At 59.3% G+C, this 23,356-nt stretch carries 21 protein-coding genes and 2 tRNA genes; 8 read left to right on the top strand and 15 right to left on the bottom strand.

Features of this window, described 5'->3' with window-relative positions:
* Positions 1-1,801: gamma-glutamyltransferase (gene ggt / locus KGB03_RS29630; protein ID WP_223530726.1), on the bottom strand; the 1,801-nt coding region annotated here is incomplete at its 3' end.
* A gap of 164 nt (positions 1,802-1,965) precedes the next feature.
* On the opposite strand from ggt, the gene KGB03_RS29625 reads away from it, so the two are divergent.
* Entirely contained in the window at positions 1,966-3,075 is a 1,110-nt protein-coding gene (locus KGB03_RS29625; protein ID WP_218538008.1) for a DUF2817 domain-containing protein, read from the top strand.
* Here KGB03_RS29625 and KGB03_RS29620 read toward each other — a convergent pair.
* From KGB03_RS29620 to KGB03_RS29610, 3 genes are all read right to left on the bottom strand, one after another.
* On the bottom strand, positions 2,979-3,887 hold the full coding sequence (locus KGB03_RS29620; RefSeq protein WP_223530725.1) for a hypothetical protein: 909 nt from the start codon (positions 3,885-3,887) through the stop codon (positions 2,979-2,981). The genes KGB03_RS29625 and KGB03_RS29620 overlap by 97 nt on opposite strands.
* A 145-nt stretch (positions 3,888-4,032) precedes the next feature.
* Positions 4,033-4,109, bottom strand: a tRNA-Met gene (locus KGB03_RS29615).
* A 116-nt stretch (positions 4,110-4,225) separates the two neighbouring features.
* Positions 4,226-6,283 (bottom strand): methyl-accepting chemotaxis protein, encoded by a 2,058-nt coding sequence (locus KGB03_RS29610; protein WP_223530724.1) that lies wholly within the window; start codon positions 6,281-6,283, stop codon positions 4,226-4,228.
* A 332-nt stretch (positions 6,284-6,615) separates the two neighbouring features.
* On the opposite strand from KGB03_RS29610, the gene KGB03_RS29605 reads away from it, so the two are divergent.
* A complete protein-coding gene (locus tag KGB03_RS29605; protein WP_223530723.1) occupies positions 6,616-7,836 on the top strand; it encodes an MFS transporter in 1,221 nt (406 codons plus the stop codon).
* A 172-nt stretch (positions 7,837-8,008) separates the two neighbouring features.
* Here KGB03_RS29605 and ychF read toward each other — a convergent pair whose 3' ends face one another.
* The 8 genes from ychF to KGB03_RS29565 form a co-directional block, all read right to left on the bottom strand.
* Positions 8,009-9,109, bottom strand: coding sequence for a redox-regulated ATPase YchF (ychF, locus tag KGB03_RS29600; protein WP_218538004.1), 1,101 nt, complete (start codon positions 9,107-9,109; stop codon positions 8,009-8,011).
* A 22-nt stretch (positions 9,110-9,131) separates the two neighbouring features.
* The gene (pth, locus tag KGB03_RS29595) at positions 9,132-9,716 is read right to left on the bottom strand and encodes an aminoacyl-tRNA hydrolase (protein WP_111451263.1); all 585 of its coding nucleotides are present in this window, start codon (positions 9,714-9,716) and stop codon (positions 9,132-9,134) included.
* Positions 9,717-9,885: 169 nt separating this feature from the next.
* A complete protein-coding gene (locus KGB03_RS29590; protein WP_218538003.1) occupies positions 9,886-10,488 on the bottom strand; it encodes a 50S ribosomal protein L25/general stress protein Ctc in 603 nt (200 codons plus the stop codon).
* A 141-nt stretch (positions 10,489-10,629) separates the two neighbouring features.
* On the bottom strand, positions 10,630-11,571 hold the full coding sequence (locus KGB03_RS29585; RefSeq protein ID WP_003208392.1) for a ribose-phosphate pyrophosphokinase: 942 nt from the start codon (positions 11,569-11,571) through the stop codon (positions 10,630-10,632).
* Between the two features lie 45 nt (positions 11,572-11,616).
* Positions 11,617-11,691, bottom strand: a tRNA-Gln gene (locus tag KGB03_RS29580).
* A 37-nt stretch (positions 11,692-11,728) separates the two neighbouring features.
* The gene (ispE, locus tag KGB03_RS29575) at positions 11,729-12,580 is read right to left on the bottom strand and encodes a 4-(cytidine 5'-diphospho)-2-C-methyl-D-erythritol kinase (protein ID WP_046053453.1); all 852 of its coding nucleotides are present in this window, start codon (positions 12,578-12,580) and stop codon (positions 11,729-11,731) included.
* Positions 12,581-12,582: 2 nt separating this feature from the next.
* Entirely contained in the window at positions 12,583-13,200 is a 618-nt protein-coding gene (gene lolB, locus KGB03_RS29570; protein WP_111451266.1) for a lipoprotein insertase outer membrane protein LolB, read from the bottom strand.
* A gap of 4 nt (positions 13,201-13,204) precedes the next feature.
* Complete coding sequence (locus tag KGB03_RS29565) at positions 13,205-14,929, bottom strand: tetratricopeptide repeat protein (protein ID WP_218538002.1); 1,725 nt, start codon at positions 14,927-14,929, stop codon at positions 13,205-13,207.
* 182 nt (positions 14,930-15,111) lie between these two features.
* Here KGB03_RS29565 and hemA point away from each other — a divergent pair, with 182 nt between their 5' ends.
* The 6 genes from hemA (at position 15,112) to KGB03_RS29535 (ending at position 20,475) form a co-directional block, all read left to right on the top strand.
* Complete coding sequence (gene hemA / locus KGB03_RS29560) at positions 15,112-16,401, top strand: glutamyl-tRNA reductase (RefSeq protein ID WP_074880247.1); 1,290 nt, start codon at positions 15,112-15,114, stop codon at positions 16,399-16,401.
* On the top strand, positions 16,398-17,480 hold the full coding sequence (gene prfA / locus KGB03_RS29555; protein ID WP_223530721.1) for a peptide chain release factor 1: 1,083 nt from the start codon (positions 16,398-16,400) through the stop codon (positions 17,478-17,480). The genes hemA and prfA overlap by 4 nt, the downstream gene beginning before the upstream one ends.
* A complete protein-coding gene (gene prmC / locus KGB03_RS29550) occupies positions 17,481-18,311 on the top strand; it encodes a peptide chain release factor N(5)-glutamine methyltransferase (RefSeq protein ID WP_223530719.1) in 831 nt (276 codons plus the stop codon).
* Positions 18,305-19,060, top strand: a complete 756-nt coding sequence (locus tag KGB03_RS29545; RefSeq protein WP_008153418.1) for a molybdopterin-synthase adenylyltransferase MoeB — start codon at positions 18,305-18,307, stop codon at positions 19,058-19,060. The genes prmC and KGB03_RS29545 overlap by 7 nt, the downstream gene beginning before the upstream one ends.
* On the top strand, positions 19,053-19,844 hold the full coding sequence (murI, locus tag KGB03_RS29540; protein WP_192406193.1) for a glutamate racemase: 792 nt from the start codon (positions 19,053-19,055) through the stop codon (positions 19,842-19,844). Before KGB03_RS29545 ends, murI begins: the two co-directional genes overlap by 8 nt.
* A 112-nt stretch (positions 19,845-19,956) precedes the next feature.
* Positions 19,957-20,475, top strand: coding sequence for an acyloxyacyl hydrolase (locus KGB03_RS29535; protein ID WP_111451273.1), 519 nt, complete (start codon positions 19,957-19,959; stop codon positions 20,473-20,475).
* A gap of 175 nt (positions 20,476-20,650) precedes the next feature.
* On the opposite strand, the gene KGB03_RS29530 is transcribed toward KGB03_RS29535, so the two are convergent.
* From KGB03_RS29530 to phrB, 3 genes are all read right to left on the bottom strand, one after another.
* A complete protein-coding gene (locus KGB03_RS29530) occupies positions 20,651-20,956 on the bottom strand; it encodes a YkgJ family cysteine cluster protein (protein ID WP_008153413.1) in 306 nt (101 codons plus the stop codon).
* Positions 20,957-21,089: 133 nt separating this feature from the next.
* On the bottom strand, positions 21,090-21,869 hold the full coding sequence (locus KGB03_RS29525) for an SDR family NAD(P)-dependent oxidoreductase (protein ID WP_111451274.1): 780 nt from the start codon (positions 21,867-21,869) through the stop codon (positions 21,090-21,092).
* Between the two features lie 13 nt (positions 21,870-21,882).
* Positions 21,883-23,328 carry a deoxyribodipyrimidine photo-lyase gene (gene phrB / locus KGB03_RS29520; protein ID WP_218538001.1) on the bottom strand — a complete coding sequence of 482 codons (1,446 nt, stop codon included), beginning with the start codon at positions 23,326-23,328 and terminating at the stop codon, positions 21,883-21,885.
* Positions 23,329-23,356: the final 28 nt, after the last annotated feature.

Genomic DNA, 23,356 nt, shown 5'->3' with positions numbered 1-23,356 from the left:
GATCAGCCCCACCCGCCAGCGACGTTTTCCCCTGCGCATCCTTGACCCGAACAATCGCCTGGGTCCCGCTGGTCATGTCGATCTCGTTCACGCTGTGCCCTTTGTCCTTCAGCGCCTGAATCAGCGCCGGGCTGAACTGCCCCTGTTCCAGTTCGGTCGGGCCGTTGCGGCTGCCGAAGTTGGGCAGGCTGATGGCGGTTTGTGGGTCGAGGTTCCAGTCGAGCAGGCCGATGGTGGATTTGGCGACGTATTCGATGATTTGCGAGCCACCGGGGGAGCCGATGGTGGCGAGGAATTCGCCGCTCTGACGGTCGAAAATCAGGGTCGGTGCCATGGAAGAGCGTGGGCGTTTTCCGGGTTCGACGCGGTTGGCAACCTTCTGGCCATTCTCTTCGGGGATGAACGAGAAGTCGGTCATCTGGTTGTTCAGCAGGAAACCCTGAACCATCAGGTGCGAGCCAAACGCTGATTCCACTGTGGTGGTCATGGACACGGCGCCGCCTTCGTCATCCACCGCCACCACTTGCGAGGTGGAGATGCGCAGCGGCGAACGGTCCGGTGCGTAGGCGACCTGAATGCCCGGCGGGGTGCCGGGTTTGGCCGTGCCCATGCTGCGATCGCCGATCAGGGCCGCGCGATCGGCCAGATACGCAGGGTCCACCAGACCTTTGACGGGGACGGGCACGAAGTCTGCGTCGGCCACGTACTGCGCGCGGTCGGCGTAGGCCAGGCGCTCGGCCTCGGAGATCAGGTGCACGGCTTCAGGCGTCGGTTCGATGCCCGCAGGTTTGTTTGTCTTGACCGGTTTGAGCGGCGCCAGGGCAAAACGCGGGTCACGGGTTTCCAGGGCCTGCAAGGTGCCGAGGATCTGCGCCACGGCGATCCCGCCTGACGACGGTGGCGGCATGCCGCAGACCTGCCAGCGTTTGTAGTCGGTGCACAGCGGCGCGCGTTCCTTGGCGCTGTAGCCGTTGAGGTCGTTCAGCGACAGGCTGCCCGGGTTGGCGTGGCCCTGAACCTTGGCGACGATCTCCTGTGCGACGGGGCCTTTGTACAACGCATCCGGTCCTTCCTTGGCAATGCGTTTGAACACCGCGGCCAGCGCCGGGTTTTTCAGTTGCGTGCCTGCGGCTTTCGGGCTGCCATCGGCATTCAGGAAGTAGGCGATCATGTCCGGCGAGCGTCGGATAGACGAGTCCGAGGCGATCAACTGGTGAAGACGTGGCGAGATGGCGAAGCCTTGTTCCGCGAGTTTGATCGCTGGTTCGAACAGCCGCGCCCACGGCAGATGACCGTGCTTCTGATGGGCCAACTCGAGTGCCCGCAACACGCCCGGTGTCCCGACTGAACGACCGCCAATCTGCGCCTGGGTGAACGGCATCGGTTTACCGTCGGCTTGCAGGAATAGCTTCTCGGTGGCGCCGGCCGGAGCAGTTTCGCGACCGTCATAAGTGCGCACAGCCTTGCCATCCCACAGCACGATCAACGCGCCACCGCCAATGCCCGAGGATTGCGGCTCGACCAGGGTCAGCACGGCCTGCATCGCAATCGCTGCATCGATTGCCGAACCACCCTGGCGCAACATCTCCCGCCCGGCCTCGGCCGCCAGCGGATTGGCCGCGGCTGCCATGTGTTTCGAGGCGTGTTGGGTTTGCAGGTCAGTGCGATAACCCGACGCGACTTCTGGTGCGACAGGCAACGTCGAAGTGGTCGGGGCGCTACAGGCTGCGAGGGTTAAAGCCGCGGCGATCAGCGAAAAGGCTGACAGGCGATAGTGGCTCAAGGGGAAGATTGAGAACACGTGGGGGCACTCCGTCCGTGGGAAAGATCAGGGGACTTTATCGGCCGAAAGGGAGTGACGCAAACCAGCGCCTACAGCAAAGATGCTTTTGCCCTTCATGAGTCCGCGGATTTTCTGTAGGGTCGAGGGCAACAGACTGGCCAGAAGATCAACAAGAGGCAGACATGCAGACCGAGTTCCCCACCCAGCCAAGTTACCGCACCCAGCGTGATCAATTCCTGGCCGCCGCGACCGCGGCCGGTGCGACGCTGACCGAGTACCCGCATCCACTCAAAGGGCCGTTCGGTGAGCCGTTGAGCACCGATGTGGCCGTGCTGGGTGATCCGCGGGCGAAGCGTTTGCTGATTGCGCTGAGTGGCACTCATGGCGTCGAAGGCTTCTATGGTTCGGGGTGTCAGATCAAGTGGTTGCAGGCGTTGGGCAAGCGTTCGCTGCCGGCCGATGTCGCGGTGGTGATGATCCACCTGATCAATCCGTGGGGCACTGCGTGGCTGCGTCGGGTCAACGAAGACAACATCGACTTGAACCGCAATCACCTGAACTTCGAGCATGCATTGCCAGATAATCAGGCCTATGCGGCGCTGCATGAAATCTATGCCTGCACGCAGTTGCAGGGCCCGGAACGTGATCGCGCCGATGCCTTGCTCGATGAACAAATCGCCGAACACGGCTGGCCCGCCGTGATGTCGATTGTCGAGGGTGGCCAGCACCGTCATCCCGATGGTTTGTTCTACGGCGGACTGGCGCCGAGCTGGTCGAACCGCACGTTGCATCAGATCCTTCAAAAGCATGTTTCCCATGCCGAAGTGGCCATGTGTTTTGATTTGCACACCGGCGCCGGGGAGTACGGGCATCCGATGTTGCTGACCATTACCGAAGCGGCGTATCCGGCGCTTGCGGATGCGCAGGCGATTTATGGTCCGTGGCTCTATACCTTGCACACGGGCGCCAACACGCTGAGCGAAACCGGCGTTGCTGCCACTGCTACCGGCTACACCTCGCAGGCGTTGATCAATGCGTTGCCGCACGTGCGGTTGATGCCGTTTGTGATCGAGTGCGGGACGTATCCCGGCGCAGAGGTTCATCGTCATCTGCGCGATGATCACTGGCTGCACCTGCATGGCAATCCGAGTGATGCAGTGGGGCGCGGGATCAAACTGAATCTGGTGGAGCAGTTCTATCCCGCCGACAGCGACTGGCAGGCGATGGTCTGGCTGCGCACCTGGCAGATTTGGGAGCGGGCGTTGTCAGCATTGCCGGCAATTCGTTCCTGACGTGATTTGCGCGGACGTGGCCTCTCGTTGCCCGAACTCATGCGGTTCAAATCTTCCTGCAACCGCAGCATGCTTTCTTCGCCGACGCGGATGAAGCCGCTGCGGGGCTGATCCAGGTCGAGGGTGATGGTGAAGACCATGGCAATCAGGATCGCGAAGATGGCCGTCGAGCCGTGCCGTCGACGGTGACCCAGGCCATAGCTGTAAGCGATGAAACCCAACGCACCGATGGCCACGACGAACAGCAGATTGATGACGGTTGCCGGGACATGATCGTCCTGCTCGGCGCGGCGCTTTTCATTGACGTTGTAGACGTCGGTCAACGCCTGGATCACCAGGTTCATGGCGGCTGTCGCTTCGCCCTGAGCCTCGGCGGCTGCGGCCAGGTTCCATAACTGGTCCTCGATCGTCCGCGACGATTCGCTGGTGGCCTGCAACAGTTTCTCGTCCGTGCCGGCGCGCATGAATTCAATCCGCGCCGAGACATAATCCTTGAGCATCGCCGACATCTTCCCGCGCAGATCAGGCGGCAGCAATTTCGCTCGCAGGTAGGTCGAGCCGATCACCGTGACTTCATCTTGAATCAGTGTCTTGCGCGCTTCGAAACGTGAGGTGGCCATGGCGAAGTTGAAACCCAGCAACAACGCGAGCAGACCGAGGAGGGCGGTCTGCAAAACGGTGAGGTGGGAGCGGGTCGAATCATTGCTGTGGGTTCGGTGATGACGGCCGAGACGAAAAGCGAGTTCCAGCACCACGCAGAAGATGGCGACCACGATGAAAAACAGAATGATTTCGTCCAGGCCCCAGTACATAGGCTAGGTCTCTCTGTGTTCAAGCTTTGGCATTAACTGTAGGAGAGAACCGCGAAGAGTGGGCATTAACCGCCCTGTGGGCCGGGAGCACTTTTCTCGAGGCATAAAAAAACGGCCTACCTTTCGGTAAGCCGTTTTTAGTACTTGGTGGCTACACAGGGACTTGAACCCCGGACCCCAGCATTATGAATGCTATGCTCTAACCAACTGAGCTATGTAGCCAAGTGGCGCGCATTATTGGCTCGTAACGGAGATGTGTCAAGCGTAAATCTAAAATATTTCTCTACGCTTTCAACCGCTTATCCGCCTGACCCGAAAAAACGGGCCAGGAGGGGGCATCAACTGAGCTGAAATCTCCCGGTATTGGCACTCAAGGCCTTGCTGCCCTGGCTCAAGGTGTCCGCTGCCAGGTTCACCGCCCGCGCGCCTTCGAGCAAGCGTACCGCGGCCTGATCGACTTGCTGGATATTGCCGCTGACCTCGTCGGCGGTGGTCGCTTGCTCGTCGACCGCGGTGGCGATCTGCGCCAGGGTGTCGGTGACGCTCTGCACGGCACTGGCAATTTCCCCCAGGCGTTCGCCGAGGCCAGTGACGGCCTGGGCGTCGGACTGAGCCTGGCCGCAAGCGGCTTCCATCAGGCTCACCGCTTCGTTTACGGTGCTGCGCAGGCTGTCGACAGTCCCGGCAATCTGCGCGGTGGAGGACTGGGTGCGTTGCGACAGGCTGCGCACTTCATCGGCCACCACCGCAAAGCCACGACCTTGCTCGCCCGCGCGAGCGGCCTCGATGGCGGCGTTAAGTGCCAATAGATTCGTCTGCTCGGCAACGCCGCGAATGGTATCCACCACCAACTGAATCTGCTGCCCTTGTTCACTGACCCGGCCCAGTGCTGCAGCAGTGTCGTTCAAGCGCTGATTGAGTTGCTGAATGCTCGCCGTCGTGCGCTGGCTGTCACGGCTGCTGTCGGCGGCGATGCGCTGGGTGTGCTGAGCGCTGCCGGAGGCCTGTTCGCAACTCTGGGCGACCCCTTGGGAGGTCGCGGCCAATTGCGTGGCTGCCGCGGCGATCTGGCTGATCTGCAACTGCTGGGCTTCGACTTCTCCAAGGGCGCCGCTGGAGTGATGGTTGAGGATGCGAACCGCGTTGCTCAGCTGCAAGGTTTCATGATCGACCCCCAGCAAACTGTTGCGCAGTTGCACCACCGCGACGTTGAGGGCGGTGCTGATGGCGGCCAGTTCATCGCGACCTTCTACCGGTACTTGCAGGCTCAGATTGCCGTCGCGCAAGGCTTCGGCCAGCAGGGTAATGCCGCTGGCGCTACGACGGATCGAGGCCTGCAAGCAGATGAACAGGTACAGCGCGGCCAGCAACAGGCAGCCAAAAATGCTCGCTACCAGGATGAACTGGCGAATGGCAGAACCGTGGTAATAGTCCAGGCGCTGATCCAGCGACACCAACGACTGCTGACGCAACGAAGCGAGGTCGGCGAGCAGGGTGTCGAGGTTGCGTTCGAACTCTTCCGGCTTGAGCTTGATGCTGCCGCCGAACACGCCGTAATCGAGGACTTTCAGCTCGGCGTCCAGGTGCTTGAGGCTGTCATGGTATTGCCCGGCCCAGGTTTGCAACGCGCTGGGCAGCCGCGCTTCCAGCAGGTTCGCTGTTTTGACCAACTGCTCCCGGGCGTCGCCGATGCGGCTGCGCAAGTCGCGCAGTTGCAGACGGCTTTGCAGGGTGAATTGCCCGGACACTACAGAGGCCTGGCCAACACTGGCGAGACGGCCGACTCGTTCAATCAGGTCTGGCGCGTGCTGCGTGGAGATCTGCGTCAGCAAATAGGTCTCGAGCCACGGCGCCAGCGTCAGGCGATTATCCATGGCGATCTGCTCGCGCAAGGCTTGCAGGGCACTCAAGGCATTGGTGAAACGATCGTAACCGTCCGGCCACCAACCGACGCTGCTCAGGCTTTTCGAGTCCAGGCCGTTGAGGGCGGTTTGCAGGGCTTGATATCGGGTCAGGGTTTCGCCCTCGGCGCCTTCGGTTTGCAGTGCGTTGCCGAGGTCGGTGGTGGCTTGGGCGACGGCGGGCTGAACCGTATCGAAAGCCGCCATCGCCGCGATCGTCGCGGGTGTCGGCTGGCGATTGGTTTCCGTGGCGCGCCAGCGAGCCGCGCGGTCACGCTGGGCGGCGAGCAGGTTATCCAGAGCATCGAGGGCGAGCAGTTGCCGAACCCCGGCACGTTCGCCGGAGATCAGGTTCAGTTTGTCGCGATAGTCCTGACCGATCATCCACAGGCTGCCCGTCAACGGCAGGATAAACAGTAGAAACAACAGCTGAAATTTGCGTGCGAAGCCAAAACGCCCCAGCAACCCGATCCCCGGTGATAAAAAAGCCTGCATGCCCCAAAACTCCTCTGGACACCACGCACCATTGGCGTGCGTCGCAACCGTTGCGGTCGCGACCTGTGCCCTTCTAAAAGGCCTCGAAAGTTCACCCTCGTCAGCTCTGTAGGCCGACTCTGTGGCGAAACTTCCCATTCTCGGTCCCCTTTGTAAGGGGCCGCGTTGAAGCGGATTACCAAGGCAAGATTCAGACCATGGCGTTGCGCTATCACCTTTCCAGCGATGAAAATCGAGGTCGTTAGCAGGCTAAGGGGATGGCGCTGCTGCACTGAAAAATGGCACATTGACGCACCTGCCCGTGTGCACCCATCTGTTGTACGGAAACTCTTATGGCTATCAGCAATGTCCAGACCGGCGCGCAGCCGGCATCCGCGACTTCACAAAGCAGCCCTTTGGTCCTGCGCATTATCGGCGCCGTGGCGCTGGCGCATTTGATCAACGACTTGATCCAGTCGGTGCTGCCGTCGATCTATCCGATGCTCAAGGCCAACTATGGCCTGACGTTCACCCAGGTTGGCCTGATCACTTTGACCTTCCAGCTGACGGCTTCGCTGTTGCAGCCGTGGGTCGGTTACTACACCGATCGGCACCCCAAACCCTGGCTGCTACCCGCCGGGACGGTTTGCACCTTGATTGGCATTTTGATGATGTCGGTGGTCGGCACCTTCCCGTTGATTTTGCTGGCGGCAGGGTTGATCGGTATCGGCTCCTCGACCTTTCACCCGGAAGCTTCTCGCGTGGCGCGATTGGCCTCGGGCGGGCGATTTGGCCTGGCGCAATCGACCTTTCAGGTGGGTGGTAATGCCGGTTCGGCCTTCGGTCCGTTGCTCGCCGCCGCGATCATCATTCCGTTCGGCCAAGGCCATGTGGCCTGGTTCGGCCTGTTCGCGGTGTTTGCGCTGTTCGTGCTTTATCGGATCAGCCGCTGGTACGCCAATCACTTGAGCCTGTTCAAACTCAAGCAAGGCCAGGCGGCGACGCATGGCTTGTCGAAGAACCGCGTGATCAGTGCACTGGTGGTACTCGGGTTGCTGGTGTTCTCCAAGTATTTCTACATGGCCAGCTTCACCAGTTATTTCACCTTTTACCTGATCGAGAAATTCGACCTGTCGGTAGCGAGTTCGCAGTTGCACCTGTTCCTGTTTCTCGGCGCGGTAGCGGCGGGGACCTTCTTTGGTGGACCGATCGGCGACAAGATCGGGCGTAAGGCGGTGATCTGGTTCTCGATCCTCGGCGTAGCGCCGTTCACCCTGATCCTGCCTCATGTCGACCTGTTCTGGACCAGCATTCTCAGCGTCGTGATCGGCTTCATCCTGGCGTCAGCGTTCTCGGCAATTGTGGTGTATGCGCAAGAACTGGTGCCGGGCAATGTCGGGATGATTGCCGGGGTGTTCTTCGGGTTGATGTTCGGCTTTGGCGGGATTGGTGCCGCGTTGCTCGGGCATTTGGCGGACATACACGGCATCGAATACGTGTACTTGCTGTGTTCGTTCTTGCCGTTGTTTGGTGTGCTGGCGATCTTCTTGCCAAGAACCAAAAAAGCCTGTTAGCTCACCGCTCTGTAGGAGCAAAGCTTGCTCGCGATGGCCGTTACGAGATTTACCAGAAGCACCGCGTTATCGTTCATCGCGAGCAAGCTTTGCTCCTACAGGAATTTGAGGCATAAAAAAGCCGCGTCTAAACGCGGCTTTTTCCTGGGCGGGTGCTTCGTTCTAAATAAAGTTACACGTTAAAACGGAAGTGCATCACGTCGCCGTCTTTAACGATGTAGTCCTTGCCTTCCAGACGCCATTTACCGGCTTCTTTGGTGCCGGCTTCGCCCTTGTACTGGATGAAGTCGTCGTAGGCGATGACTTCGGCGCGGATGAAGCCTTTCTCGAAGTCGGTGTGGATCACGCCAGCGGCTTGCGGTGCGGTGGCACCCACGCGGACGGTCCAGGCGCGGACTTCTTCGACACCGGCGGTGAAGTAGGTCTGCAGGTGCAGCATTTCGTAGCCAGCGCGGATGACGCGGTTCAGGCCAGGTTCTTCTAGGCCCAGGGCTTCGAGGAACATGTCTTTCTCTTCGCCGTCTTCCAGTTCGGCGATTTCGGCTTCGATCTTGTTGCAGACCGGAACCACCATGGCGCCTTCTTCTTCGGCGATGGCTTTGACGATGTCCAGCAGCGGGTTGTTCTCGAAACCGTCTTCAGCGACGTTGGCGATGTACATGACCGGCTTGGTGGTCAGCAGGTGGAAGCCACGAATCACCGCTTTGTCGTCGGCGCCCATGTTCTTCATCAGCGTACGGGCAGGCTTGCCGAGGGTGAAGTGAGCGATCAATTGCTCCAGCAGGCCTTTCTGGACCACGGCGTCCTTGTCACCACCCTTGGCGTTGCGGGCGACTTTCTGCAGTTGCTTCTCGCAGCTGTCGAGGTCGGCAAAGATCAGTTCCAGGTCGATGATTTCGATGTCGCGTTTCGGGTCGACGCTGTTGGAGACGTGAATCACGTTCTCGTCTTCGAAGCAGCGGACTACGTGCGCGATGGCATCGGTTTCACGGATGTTGGCGAGGAACTTGTTGCCCAGGCCTTCACCTTTCGAGGCGCCGGCTACCAGGCCTGCGATGTCGACGAATTCCATGGTGGTCGGCAGGATGCGCTTTGGATTGACGATGACCGCCAGGGCTTCCAGACGTGGATCCGGCATCGGCACGATACCGGTGTTCGGCTCGATGGTGCAGAAGGGGAAGTTCTCGGCCGCGATCCCGGATTTGGTCAGGGCGTTGAATAGGGTGGACTTGCCGACGTTAGGCAGGCCGACGATGCCGCAATTGAATCCCATGGTGTTTTCCCCGAGGAGTGAGTCAGGCCTTCTGGCTGTGCAGGTTTTTCATCGCGCGGTTCCATTCACCGGCGAGGATATCCGGCAGCACGCCGAGGGCAAAGTCGATGCTGGCATCGAGTTTTTCCTGTTCGGCGCGTGGCGCACGACCCAGGACGAAATTTGAAACCATACTGGCAACGCCCGGGTGGCCAATGCCAAGCCGCAAGCGGTGAAAGGTATTCTGATTGCCCAGTTGCGCGATGATGTCGCGCAACCCGTTGTGACCGCCATGGCCGCCGCCCTGTTTGAGCTTGGCAACGCCGGGTGGCAGGTCGAGTTCGTCATGCGCCACCAGGATTTCTTCAGGCGTAATGCGGAAGAAGCCGGCAAGTGCCGCGACGGCCTGGCCGCTGCGGTTCATGTAGGTGGTGGGAATCAGCAGACGAACATCCTGACCCTGATGCGAAAAGCGCCCGGTCAGGCCGAAATATTTACGATCCGCCACAAGGTTTACGCCTTGTGCGTTCGCGATGCGCTCAACAAAAAGGGCCCCTGCGTTATGCCGGGTCTGTTCGTATTCAGCGCCTGGATTTCCCAGGCCAACGATCAGTTTGATGGCAGTCACGATAGGGGCCCTTCCTTGGAGTGGTGGATAACATCGCCGCGACAGTTGTGTGCGGCGAAAGTGGACGACAAGTGCTCATTTACCATTATGTAAACTCCGCGTTCTCGCCCGCTTTCTCGCTACGCTCTAGTCCGCGATGTTTCCGGTCACTCCGGCGAACAGAGTGAAATTACTCTGCTGCGCCTTCTTCAGTAGCTTCTGGAGCAACACGTGGAGCGTGGACGTTGGCAACAGCCTTGTCATCACCGTGTACCAGAGCAACAAACTCAACGCCTTTAGGGGCTTTGAGGTCAGACAGGTGAATGATCGAGCCGATTTCGGCGTTAGCCAGGTCGACTTCGATGAATTCAGGCAGGTCTTTCGGCAGGCACGAAACTTCGATTTCAGCAACAACGTGCGAAACTTCGCCGCCTTTCTTGATCGGCGCTTCTTCACCAACAAAGTGTACAGGCACGATAGCGGTCAGTTTCTGGCCAGCTACAACGCGTACGAAGTCAGCGTGCAACACGTGGCCTTTGGCCGGGTGACGCTGCAGAGCTTTGATGATTACGTTTTGCTTGGTGCCGCCAACGTTCAGCTCGATGATGTGGCTGTAAGCCGCTTCGTTTTCGAGCAGTTTGGCAACTTCTTTAGCCAGCATGCTGATGGATTCAGGGGCTTTTTCGCCACCGTAAACTACAGCTGGTACCAGGCTTGCGAGACGACGCAGGCGGCGGCTCGCACCTTTCCCCAGGTCGGAACGCACTTCAGCATTCAGAGTAAATTCGTTCATGTTGTATCTCCAAAATAACCACATTCGCCCCAGCGTTTGCGACCAGCGCTAAAGGCGATATGGGCAAAAAAGCCCCGCTCCGACAGGAATGCCGGGGCGGGGCGCTTTTCGTCAACGAAATATTCGAGAAGGGCAGGGCCCTTAACGGAACATCGCGCTGATCGATTCTTCGTTGCTGATGCGGCGAACCGCTTCGGCAACTACCGGCGCGATATCCAGTTGACGGATACGCGAGCAGGCTTGAGCAGCAGCGGACAACGGGATGGTGTTAGTCACCACCAGTTCGTCCAGCATTGAGTTTTCGATGTTTTCGATCGCCCGACCGGACAGCACAGGGTGTGTGCAGTAGGCGAAAACCTTGGCTGCGCCATGCTCTTTCAGGGCCTTGGCCGCGTGGCACAGAGTGCCGGCGGTATCGACCATGTCATCGACCAGAATACAGGTACGCCCTTCGACATCACCGATGATATGCATCACTTCAGAGTGATTGGCTTTCTCACGGCGTTTGTCGATGATCCCGAGATCCACGCCCAGGGATTTGGCAACAGCACGTGCACGCACGACGCCGCCAATGTCCGGGGACACGATCATCAGGTTTTCGAAGCGCTGATCTTCAATGTCATCCACCAATACCGGGGAGCCGTAGATGTTATCTACCGGAATATCGAAGAAACCCTGGATTTGGTCAGCATGCAGATCAACCGTGAGAACACGGTCGATGCCGACTACGGTAAGCATGTCAGCAACGACTTTCGCGCTGATAGCCACACGTGCGGAACGCGGACGGCGATCCTGACGGGCATAACCAAAGTAAGGAATAACAGCAGTGATACGAGTAGCCGAGGAGCGGCGGAAGGCATCAGCCATCACTACCAGTTCCATCAGGTTATCGTTAGTCGGAGCGCAAGTCGGCTGAATAATGAAGACATCTTTACCGCGGACGTTTTCATTGATCTCGGCGGTAATTTCGCCGTCGGAGAACTTACCGACAGAGATGTCACCGAGAGGGATATGCAGCTGACGTACAACACGCCGAGCCAGATCGGGGTTAGCGTTCCCCGTAAAGACCATCATCTTGGACACGCGCAGTACCTAGAGGCTGAGGGTAACCTGGATGAGTATAGAAAATGGCAGGGGCGGCTGGATTCGAACCAACGCATGGCAGGATCAAAACCTGCTGCCTTACCGCTTGGCGACGCCCCTGTATCTGTTGCAACGAGTACCCAGTACTCGATTCCTTTTAGAGCAGACTTTGCAGCTTGCGATGCAACATCGAAACGTTGCTTCCCTTTGCTACAAACCCTGTAAGGGTCTCTGTAAGAAGGGCCGAGACTTTATCAGCTTCAGCTTTGCTTGGGAAGCCCCCAAACACACAACTTCCAGTTCCGGTGAGTTTTGCTTCGGTAAATTTACCTAACAAATTCAAAGCGTTACGTACATCTGGGTAACGCCTTGCTACCACCGGTAAGCAGTCATTTCGACTGTTTCCCTTGGGAACGGGGCGCACTTTAATGGGAGAAGAGTTACGTGTCAACAACGGATCTGAAAAAATTTCTGCTGTACTTACAGAGACTTGCGGCACAAGCACGAGATACCACGGTTCTTCGGGGTCTACAGGGGTCAGTTTCTCCCCCACGCCTTCTGCAAAAGCCGCGTGCCCACGCACGAAAACCGGGACGTCCGCGCCAAGCGTCAGGCCCAGCACGGCCAGCCGATCCTCATCCCAACCCAGTTGCCAGAGATGATTGAGGCCGAGCAAAGTCGTCGCAGCATTTGAACTGCCACCACCGATACCACCGCCCATGGGCAGAATTTTTTCGATCCAGATGTCGATACCGAGGGAACAACCGGATTGCTCCTGAAGTTTTTTTGCAGCTCGAACAATCAGATTGCTGTCGTGAGGAACGCCATCGAATTCGGTGTGCAGTCGAATGACACCGTCATCACGAACGGCGAACGTGATTTCATCGCCGTAATCGAGAAACTGAAAAATAGTCTGCAACTCGTGATAACCGTCTTCACGGCGACCGAGGATGTGCAGCATCAGATTGAGTTTGGCCGGGGAGGGCAGCGTCAAGCGCGGAGCGGTCATGTTCACTGCCCCAATTTGCGAGGTTGCCATTCCTTGATCACCAGCGTGACGTCAAGGTCGGTGCCGTGCAGTTTGATCCGCTCGGGCAGCCAAAAGCCGTTTTGCTCGGCATAGCTGAGGTATTCGACCTGCCAGCCATCCTGCTCAAGATTGGCCAGGCGGCTGTCGGCATCCAGCGTCAGACGGCTTTTGCTGTCCGGAGCCGGGAGCCCGCGAACCCACCAGGCCAGATTGGACACCGGTAACTTCCAGCCCAGTTGTTCTTCGACCAGCACTTCGGGCGTCGGCGCTTCATAGCGGCCCTGGTTGGCGACTTCCAGCGAGACCTTGCCGGGGCGGCCGGTCAGGCGTGCTGCGCCGCGACCCAGGGGGCCGGAGAGGCGAATGTCGTAGTAATCCTGTCGCTGCAGCCAGAACAACGTGCCGCTGCCCGAGTCTTTCGGGGCGCGAATGCCGATCTTGCCGTTGATCTGCCAGCCGTCGAGGCTGGTCAGTTGCTGTTTGTACTCGCGCCATTGGGCCGGGTTGCCTTTGCCCTGGACCGATTCGCGGGCGCCGAAGCCCGCGCAACCGGCGAGCAGGGCGATGAAGCTGAAAACAATGAGGTGGCGCAAAAACATAATCTTAAAGAGTCTCTGATCCGGTCAGGCGCTTGATGGTGCTGCGCAGGAGGGGGCTGTCGGGCTGTTCCTTGAGGAACTTGCTCCAGATTTGTTTGGCTTCCCGTTGCTTGCCATTGGCCCACAGGACTTCGCCCAGGTGCGCGACGACTTCCTGATCGGGGAAGCGCTCCAGCGCCTGGCGCAGCAGGCGTTCGGCTTCGTCGAAATTGCCCATGCGGAAGTTCACCCAGCCGAGACTGTCGAGTACCGCCGGGTCTTCCGGATTGATCTTGTGCGCCTGTTCGATCAAGGCCTTGGCTTCGGCGTAGCGCGTCGTACGGTCGGACAGGGTGTAACCGAGGGCGTTCAGCGCCATCGCGTTGTCCGGGTCGCGCTTGATGATCAGGCGCAGGTCTTTTTCCATCTGCGCCAGGTCATTGCGTTTTTCCGCTTGCATGGCGCGGGTGTACAGCAGATTCAGATCGTCCGGGTATTGCTGCAAGGCTTGCTTCAATACATTCCAGGCCTTGTCGGGCTGTTTATTGGCGGACAAGGTTTCGGCTTCGATCAAATACAACTGAATCGCGTAATCGGGCTGTTCATCGCGCTCCGCAGCCAGACGGCTTTGGGCTTCGGCGGTCTTGCCGTTGTTCATCAGGATATCGGCCTGACGCAATTGCGCCGGCAGGTAATCGTTGCCCGGGCCGACCTGGGCGTACTCGATCAGCGCGCCTTGAGGGTCATTGCGCTCTTCAGCGATACGACCGAGGTTCAAGTGCGCCGAATCGACGTGGCTTTCCCGGGCAATCAGGTCTTCCAGATAGCCCTTGGCCTCCTTCCAGGCCTTGGCTTCCAGGCAAACCAATGCCAGGGAGTAACGCAGTTCGTCGTCTTCGGGGTACTGCTGAACCAGGCTCGAGAACTCGGCTTTGGCGTCGTCCATGCGGTCCTGTTCAACCAGCATGCGCGCATAAGTCAGGCGCAGGCGTTTGTCGTCCGGGTATTTCTTGATGCTTTTTTGCAGAAGCGGCAAGGCTTCATCGCCACGACTGAGGGTCTGCAGCAGGCGTGCGCGCAACAGAATCGGTGCTATTTCGCCTTCGTCCGGAGGATTGTCTTCCAGCAGGCCCAGCGCACCCTTGGCGTCACCGTCCTGTTGCATCAGCAAGGCTTTGCCGAAAATCAGCTGACTGTTGTTCGGATGGCGCTGCAATAAACGGTCAAAACTTTTCATCAAGCCGTTGCGCGTGTCCTGGTCGGTATCGGCCGCAGACAGGGCGAGGAAGTCGAAATGCGTGTCGCCCTTGCCTTGCAGGACTTTCTCCATATAGGCCATGGAGTCGTCATAACGCCCGGCACGAGCCAGTTGCACGGCAGCGGCCCGTTGCGCCTCAAGGTCTTGCGGCGCGTTTTTCGCCCAGATCAACGAGGTGTCCAGGGCAGCCTGATCGGCGCCCAGGTACTCGGCGATACGGAATGCCCGCTCGGAGATGCCCGGATCCTGAGTGTTGATCGCCTGGGTCACGTAGTTGTCCAGGGCAATGTCGAAACGATTGCGCTGGCCAGCCAGTTCGGCGCTCAACAGACTGAAGATAGTTTCTTCACTGAATGAGCTGTAAACCTTGGGCTTTTCAGGGGCCGGAGTGCTGTCTTCGACCGGCGGCGTACCGTCCGACGAAACGGGTGCCAAGGCCTGGCAGCCGCTGAGGAAGACAAAAGCGAGGAGCAACGCGGAAGATCTATTCATATAGGAAGAGGACGACTAACCTGCGGTCGGATCATCATGACACAAGCCTTCGGCCAAACATAACCGTGTCTCAATTGGCGCCTTTATAGAGGCAGGTCATTGGGACAATAGTCAGCGGTAGTTGTTCTGGCTCTGTCGAAGTAGGACAATTGCCGGCTTCACGTCACCATCAGCGACCTTGAATGGCCTTCCTTGCACTCGGTATTAACCACAAGACTGCTTCAGTAGACGTCCGCGAGCGCGTGGCCTTTACCCCTGAGCAGCTGGTGGAGGCTTTGCAGCAGCTCTGCCGACTGACCGACAGCCGCGAAGCTGCGATCCTCTCCACCTGCAATCGCAGTGAACTCTATATAGAACAGGATCACCTTTCGGCGGACGTCATCCTGCGCTGGCTGGCCGATTATCACCATTTGAGCCTCGAAGAGCTGCGCGCGAGCGCTTATGTGCACGAAGATGATGCGGCAGTTCGTCACATGATGCGGGTGGCCTCCGGGCTCGATTCGCTGGTGTTGGGCGAACCGCAGATTCTCGGCCAGATGAAATCGGCCTACGCCGTGGCCCGCGAGGCCGGCACCATCGGTCCGTTGCTCGGGCGGCTGTTCCAGGCCACGTTCAATGCGGCCAAACAGGTGCGCACCGACACCGCCATCGGCGAGAACCCGGTGTCCGTGGCGTTTGCCGCGGTCAGTCTGGCGAAACAGATTTTCAGCGACCTGCAACGCAGCCAGGCCTTGCTGATCGGCGCTGGCGAGACCATCACCCTGGTCGCCCGCCACCTGCACGAATTGGGTGTAAAGCGCATCGTCGTCGCCAACCGCACCCTGGAGCGCGCGAGCATTCTGGCCGAGCAGTTCGGCGCCCACGCGGTGTTGCTCTCGGACATCCCGGCGGAACTGGTGCGCAGCGACATCGTTATCAGCTCCACCGCCAGCCAGTTGCCGATCCTGGGCAAGGGCGCGGTGGAAAGCGCCCTGAAACTGCGCAAGCACAAGCCGATCTTCATGGTAGACATCGCCGTCCCCCGGGATATCGAGCCGGAAGTCGGCGAACTGGACGACGTTTACCTGTATAGCGTCGACGATCTCCACGAAGTGGTCGCCGAGAACCTCAAGAGCCGCCAGGGCGCAGCCCAGGCGGCGGAAGAGATGGTCTCGATCGGTGCCGAAGATTTCATGGTTCGCCTGCGTGAACTGGCGGCGGTGGATGTGCTCAAGGCCTATCGCCAACAAAGCGAGCGCCTGCGCGACGAAGAATTGCAGAAGGCCCAGCGCATGCTGGCCAACGGCAGCAGCGCCGAAGACGTGCTGGTGCAGCTGGCGCGGGGCCTGACCAACAAACTCTTGCACGCACCGAGCGTGCAGTTGAAAAAGCTCTCTGCCGAAGGCCGCCTCGATGCGCTGGCCATGGCCCAGGAACTCTTTGCCCTGAATGAGGGCTCATCGGATAGCTTTTCGGATAAAAAACCGCAATGAAAGCGTCACTGCTCAATAAGCTGGACATCCTCCAGGACCGTTTCGAGGAATTGACCGCCTTGCTTGGCGACGGCGAAGTCATTTCCGATCAGACCAAATTCCGCACCTATTCCAAGGAATATGCGGAAGTCGAACCGATTGTCGAAACCTATAAACAGTTGCTCAAGGTGCAAAGTGATCTCGAGGGCGCTCAAGCGCTGCTCAAGGACAGCGACCCGGACATGCGCGAAATGGCCGTGGAAGAAGTCCGCGAAGCCAAAGAGCAACTGATCGACATCGAAGCCAGCCTGCAACGCATGCTGCTGCCCAAGGATCCGAACGATGGTCGTAACGTGTTCCTCGAAATCCGCGCCGGCACCGGCGGTGACGAGGCGGCGATTTTCTCCGGCGACCTGTTCCGCATGTATTCGCGTTACGCCGAGCGTCGCGGCTGGCGGGTGGAAATCCTCTCGGAGAATATCGGTGAACACGGCGGCTTTAAAGAAGTCATCGCCCGCGTCGAAGGCGACAACGTCTATGGCAAGCTGAAATTCGAATCCGGTGCCCACCGCGTACAACGGGTTCCCGCTACTGAATCCCAGGGTCGCATCCACACCTCGGCCTGCACCGTAGCCGTATTGCCTGAGCCGGACGAGCAGGAAGCAATCGAGATCAACCCCTCGGATTTGCGCATCGACACCTATAAATCCTCAGGTGCCGGTGGTCAGCACGTTAACAAGACGGACTCGGCGATCCGCATCACGCACTTGCCGTCCGGTATTGTCGTCGAGTGCCAGGAAGAACGTTCCCAGCACAAGAACCGCGCCCGGGCGATGTCCTGGCTGTCGGCCAAGCTCAACGATCAGCAAACCAGTGCCGCCGCGAACGCTATCGCCAGCGAGCGTAAGTTGCTGGTCGGTTCGGGCGATCGCTCGGAGCGAATCCGCACGTACAACTTTGCCCAGGGGCGGGTCACCGACCACCGGGTCAACCTGACGCTGTATTCCCTCGACGAAATCCTCGCGGGTGGCATCGATGCGGTGATCGAGCCGTTGCTGGCCGAATACCAGGCCGACCAATTGGCAGCGATAGGTGAGTAAATGACGATCATTGCCAGTTTGTTACGCGCCGCCGACCTGCCAGATTCGCCCTCCGCGCGCCTGGATGCCGAATTGTTGCTGGCCGCTACGTTGGGCAAATCCCGCAGTTTTCTGCACACCTGGCCCGAGCGCATCGTTCCAAGCGAGGCGGCACTTAAATTTGCCGAGTATTTGCAGCGCCGCCGTGGCGGTGAGCCAGTGGCCTACATCCTCGGTCAGCAAGGTTTCTGGAAACTTGATCTGGAAGTGGCGCCGCACACGCTGATCCCGCGCCCGGACACCGAGCTGTTAGTGGAAGCGGCGCTTGAACTCCTGCCAGCCACACCTGCCAAGGTCCTCGACCTCGGCACCGGCAGCGGCGCCATTGCGTTGGCCCTGGCCAGCGAGCGTCCGGCCTGGAAGGTGACCGCCGTGGATCGCGTGCTCGAAGCCGTGACCCTGGCCGAGCGCAATCGCCAGCGCTTGCATCTGAACAACGCCACCGTGCTGAGCAGTCATTGGTTCAGTGCGCTGGAAGGTCAGCGTTTTCAGCTGATCATCAGTAACCCGCCTTACATCGCCTCCGCCGACCCGCATCTGGTGAAAGGCGATGTGCGCTTCGAACCAGCCAGTGCCCTGGTGGCTGGCGTCGATGGGCTCGACGATCTGCGTCTGATCGTCGCCCAGGCGCCGGATTATCTGGAAGCGGGCGGTTGGCTGATGCTTGAACACGGTTACGATCAAGCCACTGCGGTACGCGATTTGCTGCTGACCCGCGGCTTTGAAGAAGTCCACAGCCGCACCGATCTGGGCGGTCACGAACGTATCAGCCTGGGGCGCCTGCCGTGCTGAATGATCAGGAATTGTTGCGCTACAGTCGGCAGATTCTGTTGCAACACGTCGACATCGACGGCCAGTTGCGACTGAAAGAAAGCCGCGTGTTGATCGTCGGTCTTGGCGGTCTCGGCTCGCCGGTTGCGCTGTATTTGGCCGCCGCCGGCGTCGGTGAGTTGCATCTGGCGGACTTCGACACTGTCGACCTGACCAACCTGCAACGCCAGATCGTCCATGACACCGACAGCGTTGGCCTGAGCAAGGTCGACTCGGCGATCCGCCGACTGACTGCAATCAATCCCGAAATTCAGTTGATCGCCCATCGCACCGCGCTGGACGAAGATTCCCTGGCCGCCGCCGTGGCCGCGGTGGATCTGGTGCTGGACTGTTCCGACAACTTCTCCACCCGCGAAGCGGTCAACGCTGCGTGTGTCGCTGCCGGCAAACCTCTGGTCAGCGGCGCAGCGATTCGGCTCGAAGGGCAGTTGTCAGTGTTTGACCCGCGTCGTCCGGAAAGCCCCTGCTACCACTGTTTATATGGTCACGGCAGCGAAGCCGAACTGACCTGCAGCGAAGCCGGCGTCGTAGGGCCATTGGTTGGCCTGGTGGGCAGCCTCCAGGCGTTGGAAGCCATGAAGTTGCTGGTGGGTTTCGGCGAACCGCTGGTGGGGCGCCTGTTGTTGATCGATGCCTTGGGCTCGCGCTTCCGCGAATTGCGGGTCAAGCGTGATCCGGGCTGCAGCGTTTGTGGTTCGAAGCATGCGTGAAGCGCCGATTGGCGTGTTCGACTCCGGCGTCGGTGGGCTTTCGGTGCTGGCCGAGATCCAGCGTTTGCTGCCCAACGAGTCACTGTTGTACGTCGCCGATTGCGGGAATATTCCCTACGGCGAGAAAACCCCGGAATTCATCCGTCATCGCTGCAGCGTGATGGCCGGTTTTTTTCAGCAGCAGGGCGCCAAGGCCTTGGTGTTGGCCTGCAATACGGCGACGGTCGCTGGCGTTGCCGACTTGCGACGCGATTATCCAGAGTGGCCCATCGTCGGCATGGAGCCGGCGGTCAAACCGGCCGCTGCCGCCACCCGCAGCGGTGTGGTCGGTGTGCTCGCTACCACCGGCACCTTGCAGAGTGCCAAGTTCGCCGCGTTGCTCGACCGATTCGCCACCGATGTGCGCGTCATCACTCAGCCGTGCCCCGGCCTGGTGGAGCTGATTGAAAACGGCGATCTGCACAGCGAGGCATTGCGCCAGTTGCTGGCCAGGTATGTCGAACCACTGCTCGGCGCCGGGTGCGACACGATAATTCTGGGCTGCACGCATTATCCTTTCCTAAAACCGTTGCTTAAGCAGATGATCCCCGATGACATTAGCTTGATTGATACCGGCGCCGCTGTAGCGCGGCAACTTCAGCGATTGTTGGCTGAGCGGGAATTGCTTGCCGAGGGGCCTGCACGTGCGGCACAGTTCTGGACGAGTGCCGATCCAGAGCATTTCAGAAATATCTTGCCGATACTGTGGAATACCGCTGGCGTTGTGCGAAGCTTCAAGGAGTAAACAAAACTCGGGGCAAGCGAGTAATTGGGGTGAACTTCTGATTAATCGTCGACTTCTATAGCGTCAAGCAACAAAAAAACCTTACGAAATCGTTCGGAAAAGGATGTTTCTAATGAAGCGACTATTCTGCTTGGCCGCGATTGCGGCTGCACTGATGGGGCACAGTTTTACCGCACAGGCGGCAGGCGTGGAGTTCGCGGTCGGAGAGACCAGCGACTCGACCATGACCTATCGACTGGGCATGCAATTCGATTGGGACAAGAGCTGGTTGCAGAGTGATATCGGTCGTGTGACCGGTTACTGGAGCGGTGCCTACACCTATTGGGAAGGCGACACGACCTCCAGCAACCACAGCCTGTCGTTCTCGCCTGTGTTTGTTTACGAGTTTGCCGGTCAGAACGTCAAGCCGTACCTGGAGGCCGGGATTGGCGTGGCGTTGTTCGCTCATAGCGAACTTGAAGACAACAACCTCGGTGGTGCTTTTCAGTTCGAAGACCGATTCGGTTTTGGTCTGCGCTTTGCGGGCGGACATGAAGTCGGGATTCGTGCGACGCACTACTCCAATGCCGGTCTTAACAGTTACAACGACGGCGTAGAAAGCTACTCGCTGCACTACACGATGCCGTTGTAGGCGCTTTGAATGTGGGAGCAAGTCATGTGGCGAGGGGATTTATCCCCGTTCGACTGCGAAGCAGTCGTAGACGCGGTTTAACTTTGAAATGCTGGGGCTGCTACGCAGCCCAACGGGGATAAATCCCCTCGCCACAGAGGCTTGCTCCCACATTTGTATTCGGTTGACTTCGACTTCAGCGATACGCCGTGGTAATCCCTTGGCGTTCGTCGATGCATTCTGGTGCGCCCATCTCGAACTCCCGGCAGATCAACGGGCGTTTTTCATAGATGGTGCACATCATCGTGTTGCGATCCAGCGCGGCGCACCAGCCGTCATCCAGACGCAGCATGACTTCCCCACCCCAGTCATCGGTATCGATAAAACGTTCGGGCACGCCCGTGTCTGTGATCAGCATGACTTCGAGCTGACAGCAGCAAGCTGCGCAGGTCGAGCAGGTGACCGCAGGCTCGGCGATTTGCGTATGGGGAATGGTTTTCATGGCGCCCAGTGTAAGGCACTGAGCCGGTGCTGTGTGAAAGGCCTGACGGACGCTTGGTTACCGGTTCGAACAGGGTGATCTTATGGCTGCGATTCAGCAGCCAGGTGCGATCAGCCTTGAGAGGCAGGTGATTTCACGGCTGGTCCTTGATCGGCGGATTGCTGCGCACCATGCGTTTGCCGATTGCCAGTTTTCCTCGGTTGGGTCTTGTCGACAATGGCCAGTGGTCGGCCATGAACAACGCCGGAAAGGCTATCTCCAGTGGACGATTCTTGAGTTCGGCGAAGATGTAGCGTGCGGACTTGTCCACCGGCCAGCTGAGTGGCATGGAGACGTTGTGCGCCGTCAGCGGCGTCTCGACAAACCCCGGGCTGACCACGGTGACTTCGATGCCTTGCGGTGCAAGATCAATTCGCGACGATTCAAACAGGTAACGCAGCCCGGGCTTTGAGGCACCATGCGCCTCGGACCGTGGCAGCGGCAGGTAGGTGACCGAGCTGGCGACGCCCACCAGATACGGCGCGGTGCCGGCGCGCAAGAGCGGCTGGGCAGCCTGGATGCAATAGCTGCTGGCAAGCAGGTTGGTGCGCACTACGTGCTCGACGATCGATGAATCGAACTGCTGAACGTCGACATATTCGCAAGTGCCGGCGTTGATAATCACTGTGTCCAGAGCTCCCCACGCCTCGGCGATCTGTTCGCCGATTTCTCGCACGGTCTGGCTGTTGGTCAGGTCACCGGCCACCACCAGCACTTGTCCCGGATAACGCTGGGACAAGACTTTGAGTGGTGCCACCGAGCGAGCGCTCACCGCGAGGTGAGCACCGGTTTTCAGTATTTCTTCGGCCAGCGAGGCACCAATGCCGTTACTGGCACCTGTCAGCCAGTAGCGCCGTGGAGGTGTAAAACTCATCCCATTCTCCTTTTCAGTCAGGCAATCGCCCGGCAGGTTGTCGTGATGGCAGGTTCTTGAACGCGGCCAGCGCCCGTTGGCGAGAGCTGCTCAGATTGACGATCGGTGACGGATAATCCGCTACGCCGAACAGGCCGCCGAGGTTCGCCGGGTTGTGCACATCCTTCTTGTTCAGCCCGGCCAGTTCCGGCAGCCAGTACTTGATGAACAGCCCCTCGCTGTCGAATTTCTCCGACTGGCTCAGCGGGTTGAAAATCCGGAAGTAGGGCGCTGAATCGGTGCCAGTGGACGAACTCCACTGCCAGCCACCGTTGTTCGCCGCCAGGTCGCCATCGATCAGATGCCGCATGAAAAAACGCTCGCCTTCACGCCAGTCAATCAGCAGGTTCTTGGTCAGGAACATTGCCACCACCATGCGCAGACGGTTGTGCATCCAGCCGGTTTCAAGCAATTGACGCATGGCCGCGTCGATAATCGGCAGGCCGGTACGGGCTTCTTGCCAGGCCAGGAGTTCATCCGGGGCATCGCGCCAGGCGAGGGCTTCGGTTTCCGGGCGGAAGGCGCGATGACGCGAGACCCGTGGGTAGCCCACCAGAATGTGTTTGTAGAATTCGCGCCACAGCAATTCGTTGATCCAGGTGACGGCGCCGACCTTGCCACTTTCGAACTCGCCCTGATTGCTTTGCAGCGCGGCGTGCAGACATTGGCGGGGGGAAATCACCCCGGCGGCGAGATAGGCCGACAGCTGGCTGGTGCCCGGTTTGGCCGGGAAATCGCGTTCGTTTTTGTAGTCGTCGATCTGGGCATCGGCGAAGGTGTCGAGGCGATGGTGGGCTTCGGCTTCACCGGCAGGCCATAGACTGCGCAAGTTGTCGCCGGGCGTTGCGAAACCTTCAACGTTTGATGGGATCTTGTCGCTGCTGATCGCCAGCGGCGCCTGCACGGCAGGTGCTGGGACCCGCTTCGGCAACGACCCGCGCAGACGGTCGTAACACGCCTTGCGGAACTGGCTGAACACCTGAAAGTAAGTGCCCGTTTTGGTCAGTACGGTGCCCGGTTTTAACAGCAGTTGATCAAGGTAGCTAAAAAAGTCGATGGCATTGGCTTTCAGTGTTTCGGCCACCGCTGCGTCACGACGGCTTTCATGAATGCCGTACTCCTCGTTGACGTGCACCGCGCCAATCTTCAATTGTTGGCAAAGATCGAGCAGCACCCTGGGTGCCTCATCCCAGCGAGATGCCTTGCGGATCAACAAGGGAATGTTCAGCTCATCCAGCGCGCCGCGTAACTCGCTCAGGTTGCGTAGCCAGAAATCCACTTTGCATGGCGCATCATCGTGCTCCAGCCATTGCTCCGGGCTCAGCAGGTACACCGCCACAGTCGGGCCGCGGGCTGCGGCGGCCGAGAGGGCGGTGTTGTCCTGTAGGCGCAAGTCGCTGCGCAGCCAGATCAATTGCACAGAGGTGTCCGCACGATTCATTAAAAAT

Source organism: Pseudomonas sp. BF-B-26 (assembly GCF_019956495.1).
GTDB lineage: Bacteria > Pseudomonadota > Gammaproteobacteria > Pseudomonadales > Pseudomonadaceae > Aquipseudomonas.
This window is presented reverse-complemented; position numbering and strand designations above follow the sequence as displayed.

Excerpts from the sequence above, each read along its gene's own strand:
- KGB03_RS29625 (WP_218538008.1), top strand. The coding sequence starts at position 1,966 with ATGCAGACCGAGTTCCCCACCCAGCCAAGTTACCGCACCCAGCGTGAT.
- KGB03_RS29620 (WP_223530725.1), bottom strand. The coding sequence starts at position 3,887 with ATGTACTGGGGCCTGGACGAAATCATTCTGTTTTTCATCGTGGTCGCC.
- KGB03_RS29610 (WP_223530724.1), bottom strand. The coding sequence starts at position 6,283 with ATGCAGGCTTTTTTATCACCGGGGATCGGGTTGCTGGGGCGTTTTGGC.
- KGB03_RS29605 (WP_223530723.1), top strand. The coding sequence starts at position 6,616 with ATGGCTATCAGCAATGTCCAGACCGGCGCGCAGCCGGCATCCGCGACT.
- ychF (WP_218538004.1), bottom strand. The coding sequence starts at position 9,109 with ATGGGATTCAATTGCGGCATCGTCGGCCTGCCTAACGTCGGCAAGTCC.
- KGB03_RS29590 (WP_218538003.1), bottom strand. The coding sequence starts at position 10,488 with ATGAACGAATTTACTCTGAATGCTGAAGTGCGTTCCGACCTGGGGAAA.
- ispE (WP_046053453.1), bottom strand. The coding sequence starts at position 12,580 with ATGACCGCTCCGCGCTTGACGCTGCCCTCCCCGGCCAAACTCAATCTG.
- lolB (WP_111451266.1), bottom strand. The coding sequence starts at position 13,200 with ATGTTTTTGCGCCACCTCATTGTTTTCAGCTTCATCGCCCTGCTCGCC.
- KGB03_RS29565 (WP_218538002.1), bottom strand. The coding sequence starts at position 14,929 with ATGAATAGATCTTCCGCGTTGCTCCTCGCTTTTGTCTTCCTCAGCGGC.
- hemA (WP_074880247.1), top strand. The coding sequence starts at position 15,112 with ATGGCCTTCCTTGCACTCGGTATTAACCACAAGACTGCTTCAGTAGAC.
- prfA (WP_223530721.1), top strand. The coding sequence starts at position 16,398 with ATGAAAGCGTCACTGCTCAATAAGCTGGACATCCTCCAGGACCGTTTC.
- prmC (WP_223530719.1), top strand. The coding sequence starts at position 17,481 with ATGACGATCATTGCCAGTTTGTTACGCGCCGCCGACCTGCCAGATTCG.
- murI (WP_192406193.1), top strand. The coding sequence starts at position 19,053 with ATGCGTGAAGCGCCGATTGGCGTGTTCGACTCCGGCGTCGGTGGGCTT.
- KGB03_RS29535 (WP_111451273.1), top strand. The coding sequence starts at position 19,957 with ATGAAGCGACTATTCTGCTTGGCCGCGATTGCGGCTGCACTGATGGGG.
- KGB03_RS29530 (WP_008153413.1), bottom strand. The coding sequence starts at position 20,956 with ATGAAAACCATTCCCCATACGCAAATCGCCGAGCCTGCGGTCACCTGC.
- KGB03_RS29525 (WP_111451274.1), bottom strand. The coding sequence starts at position 21,869 with ATGAGTTTTACACCTCCACGGCGCTACTGGCTGACAGGTGCCAGTAAC.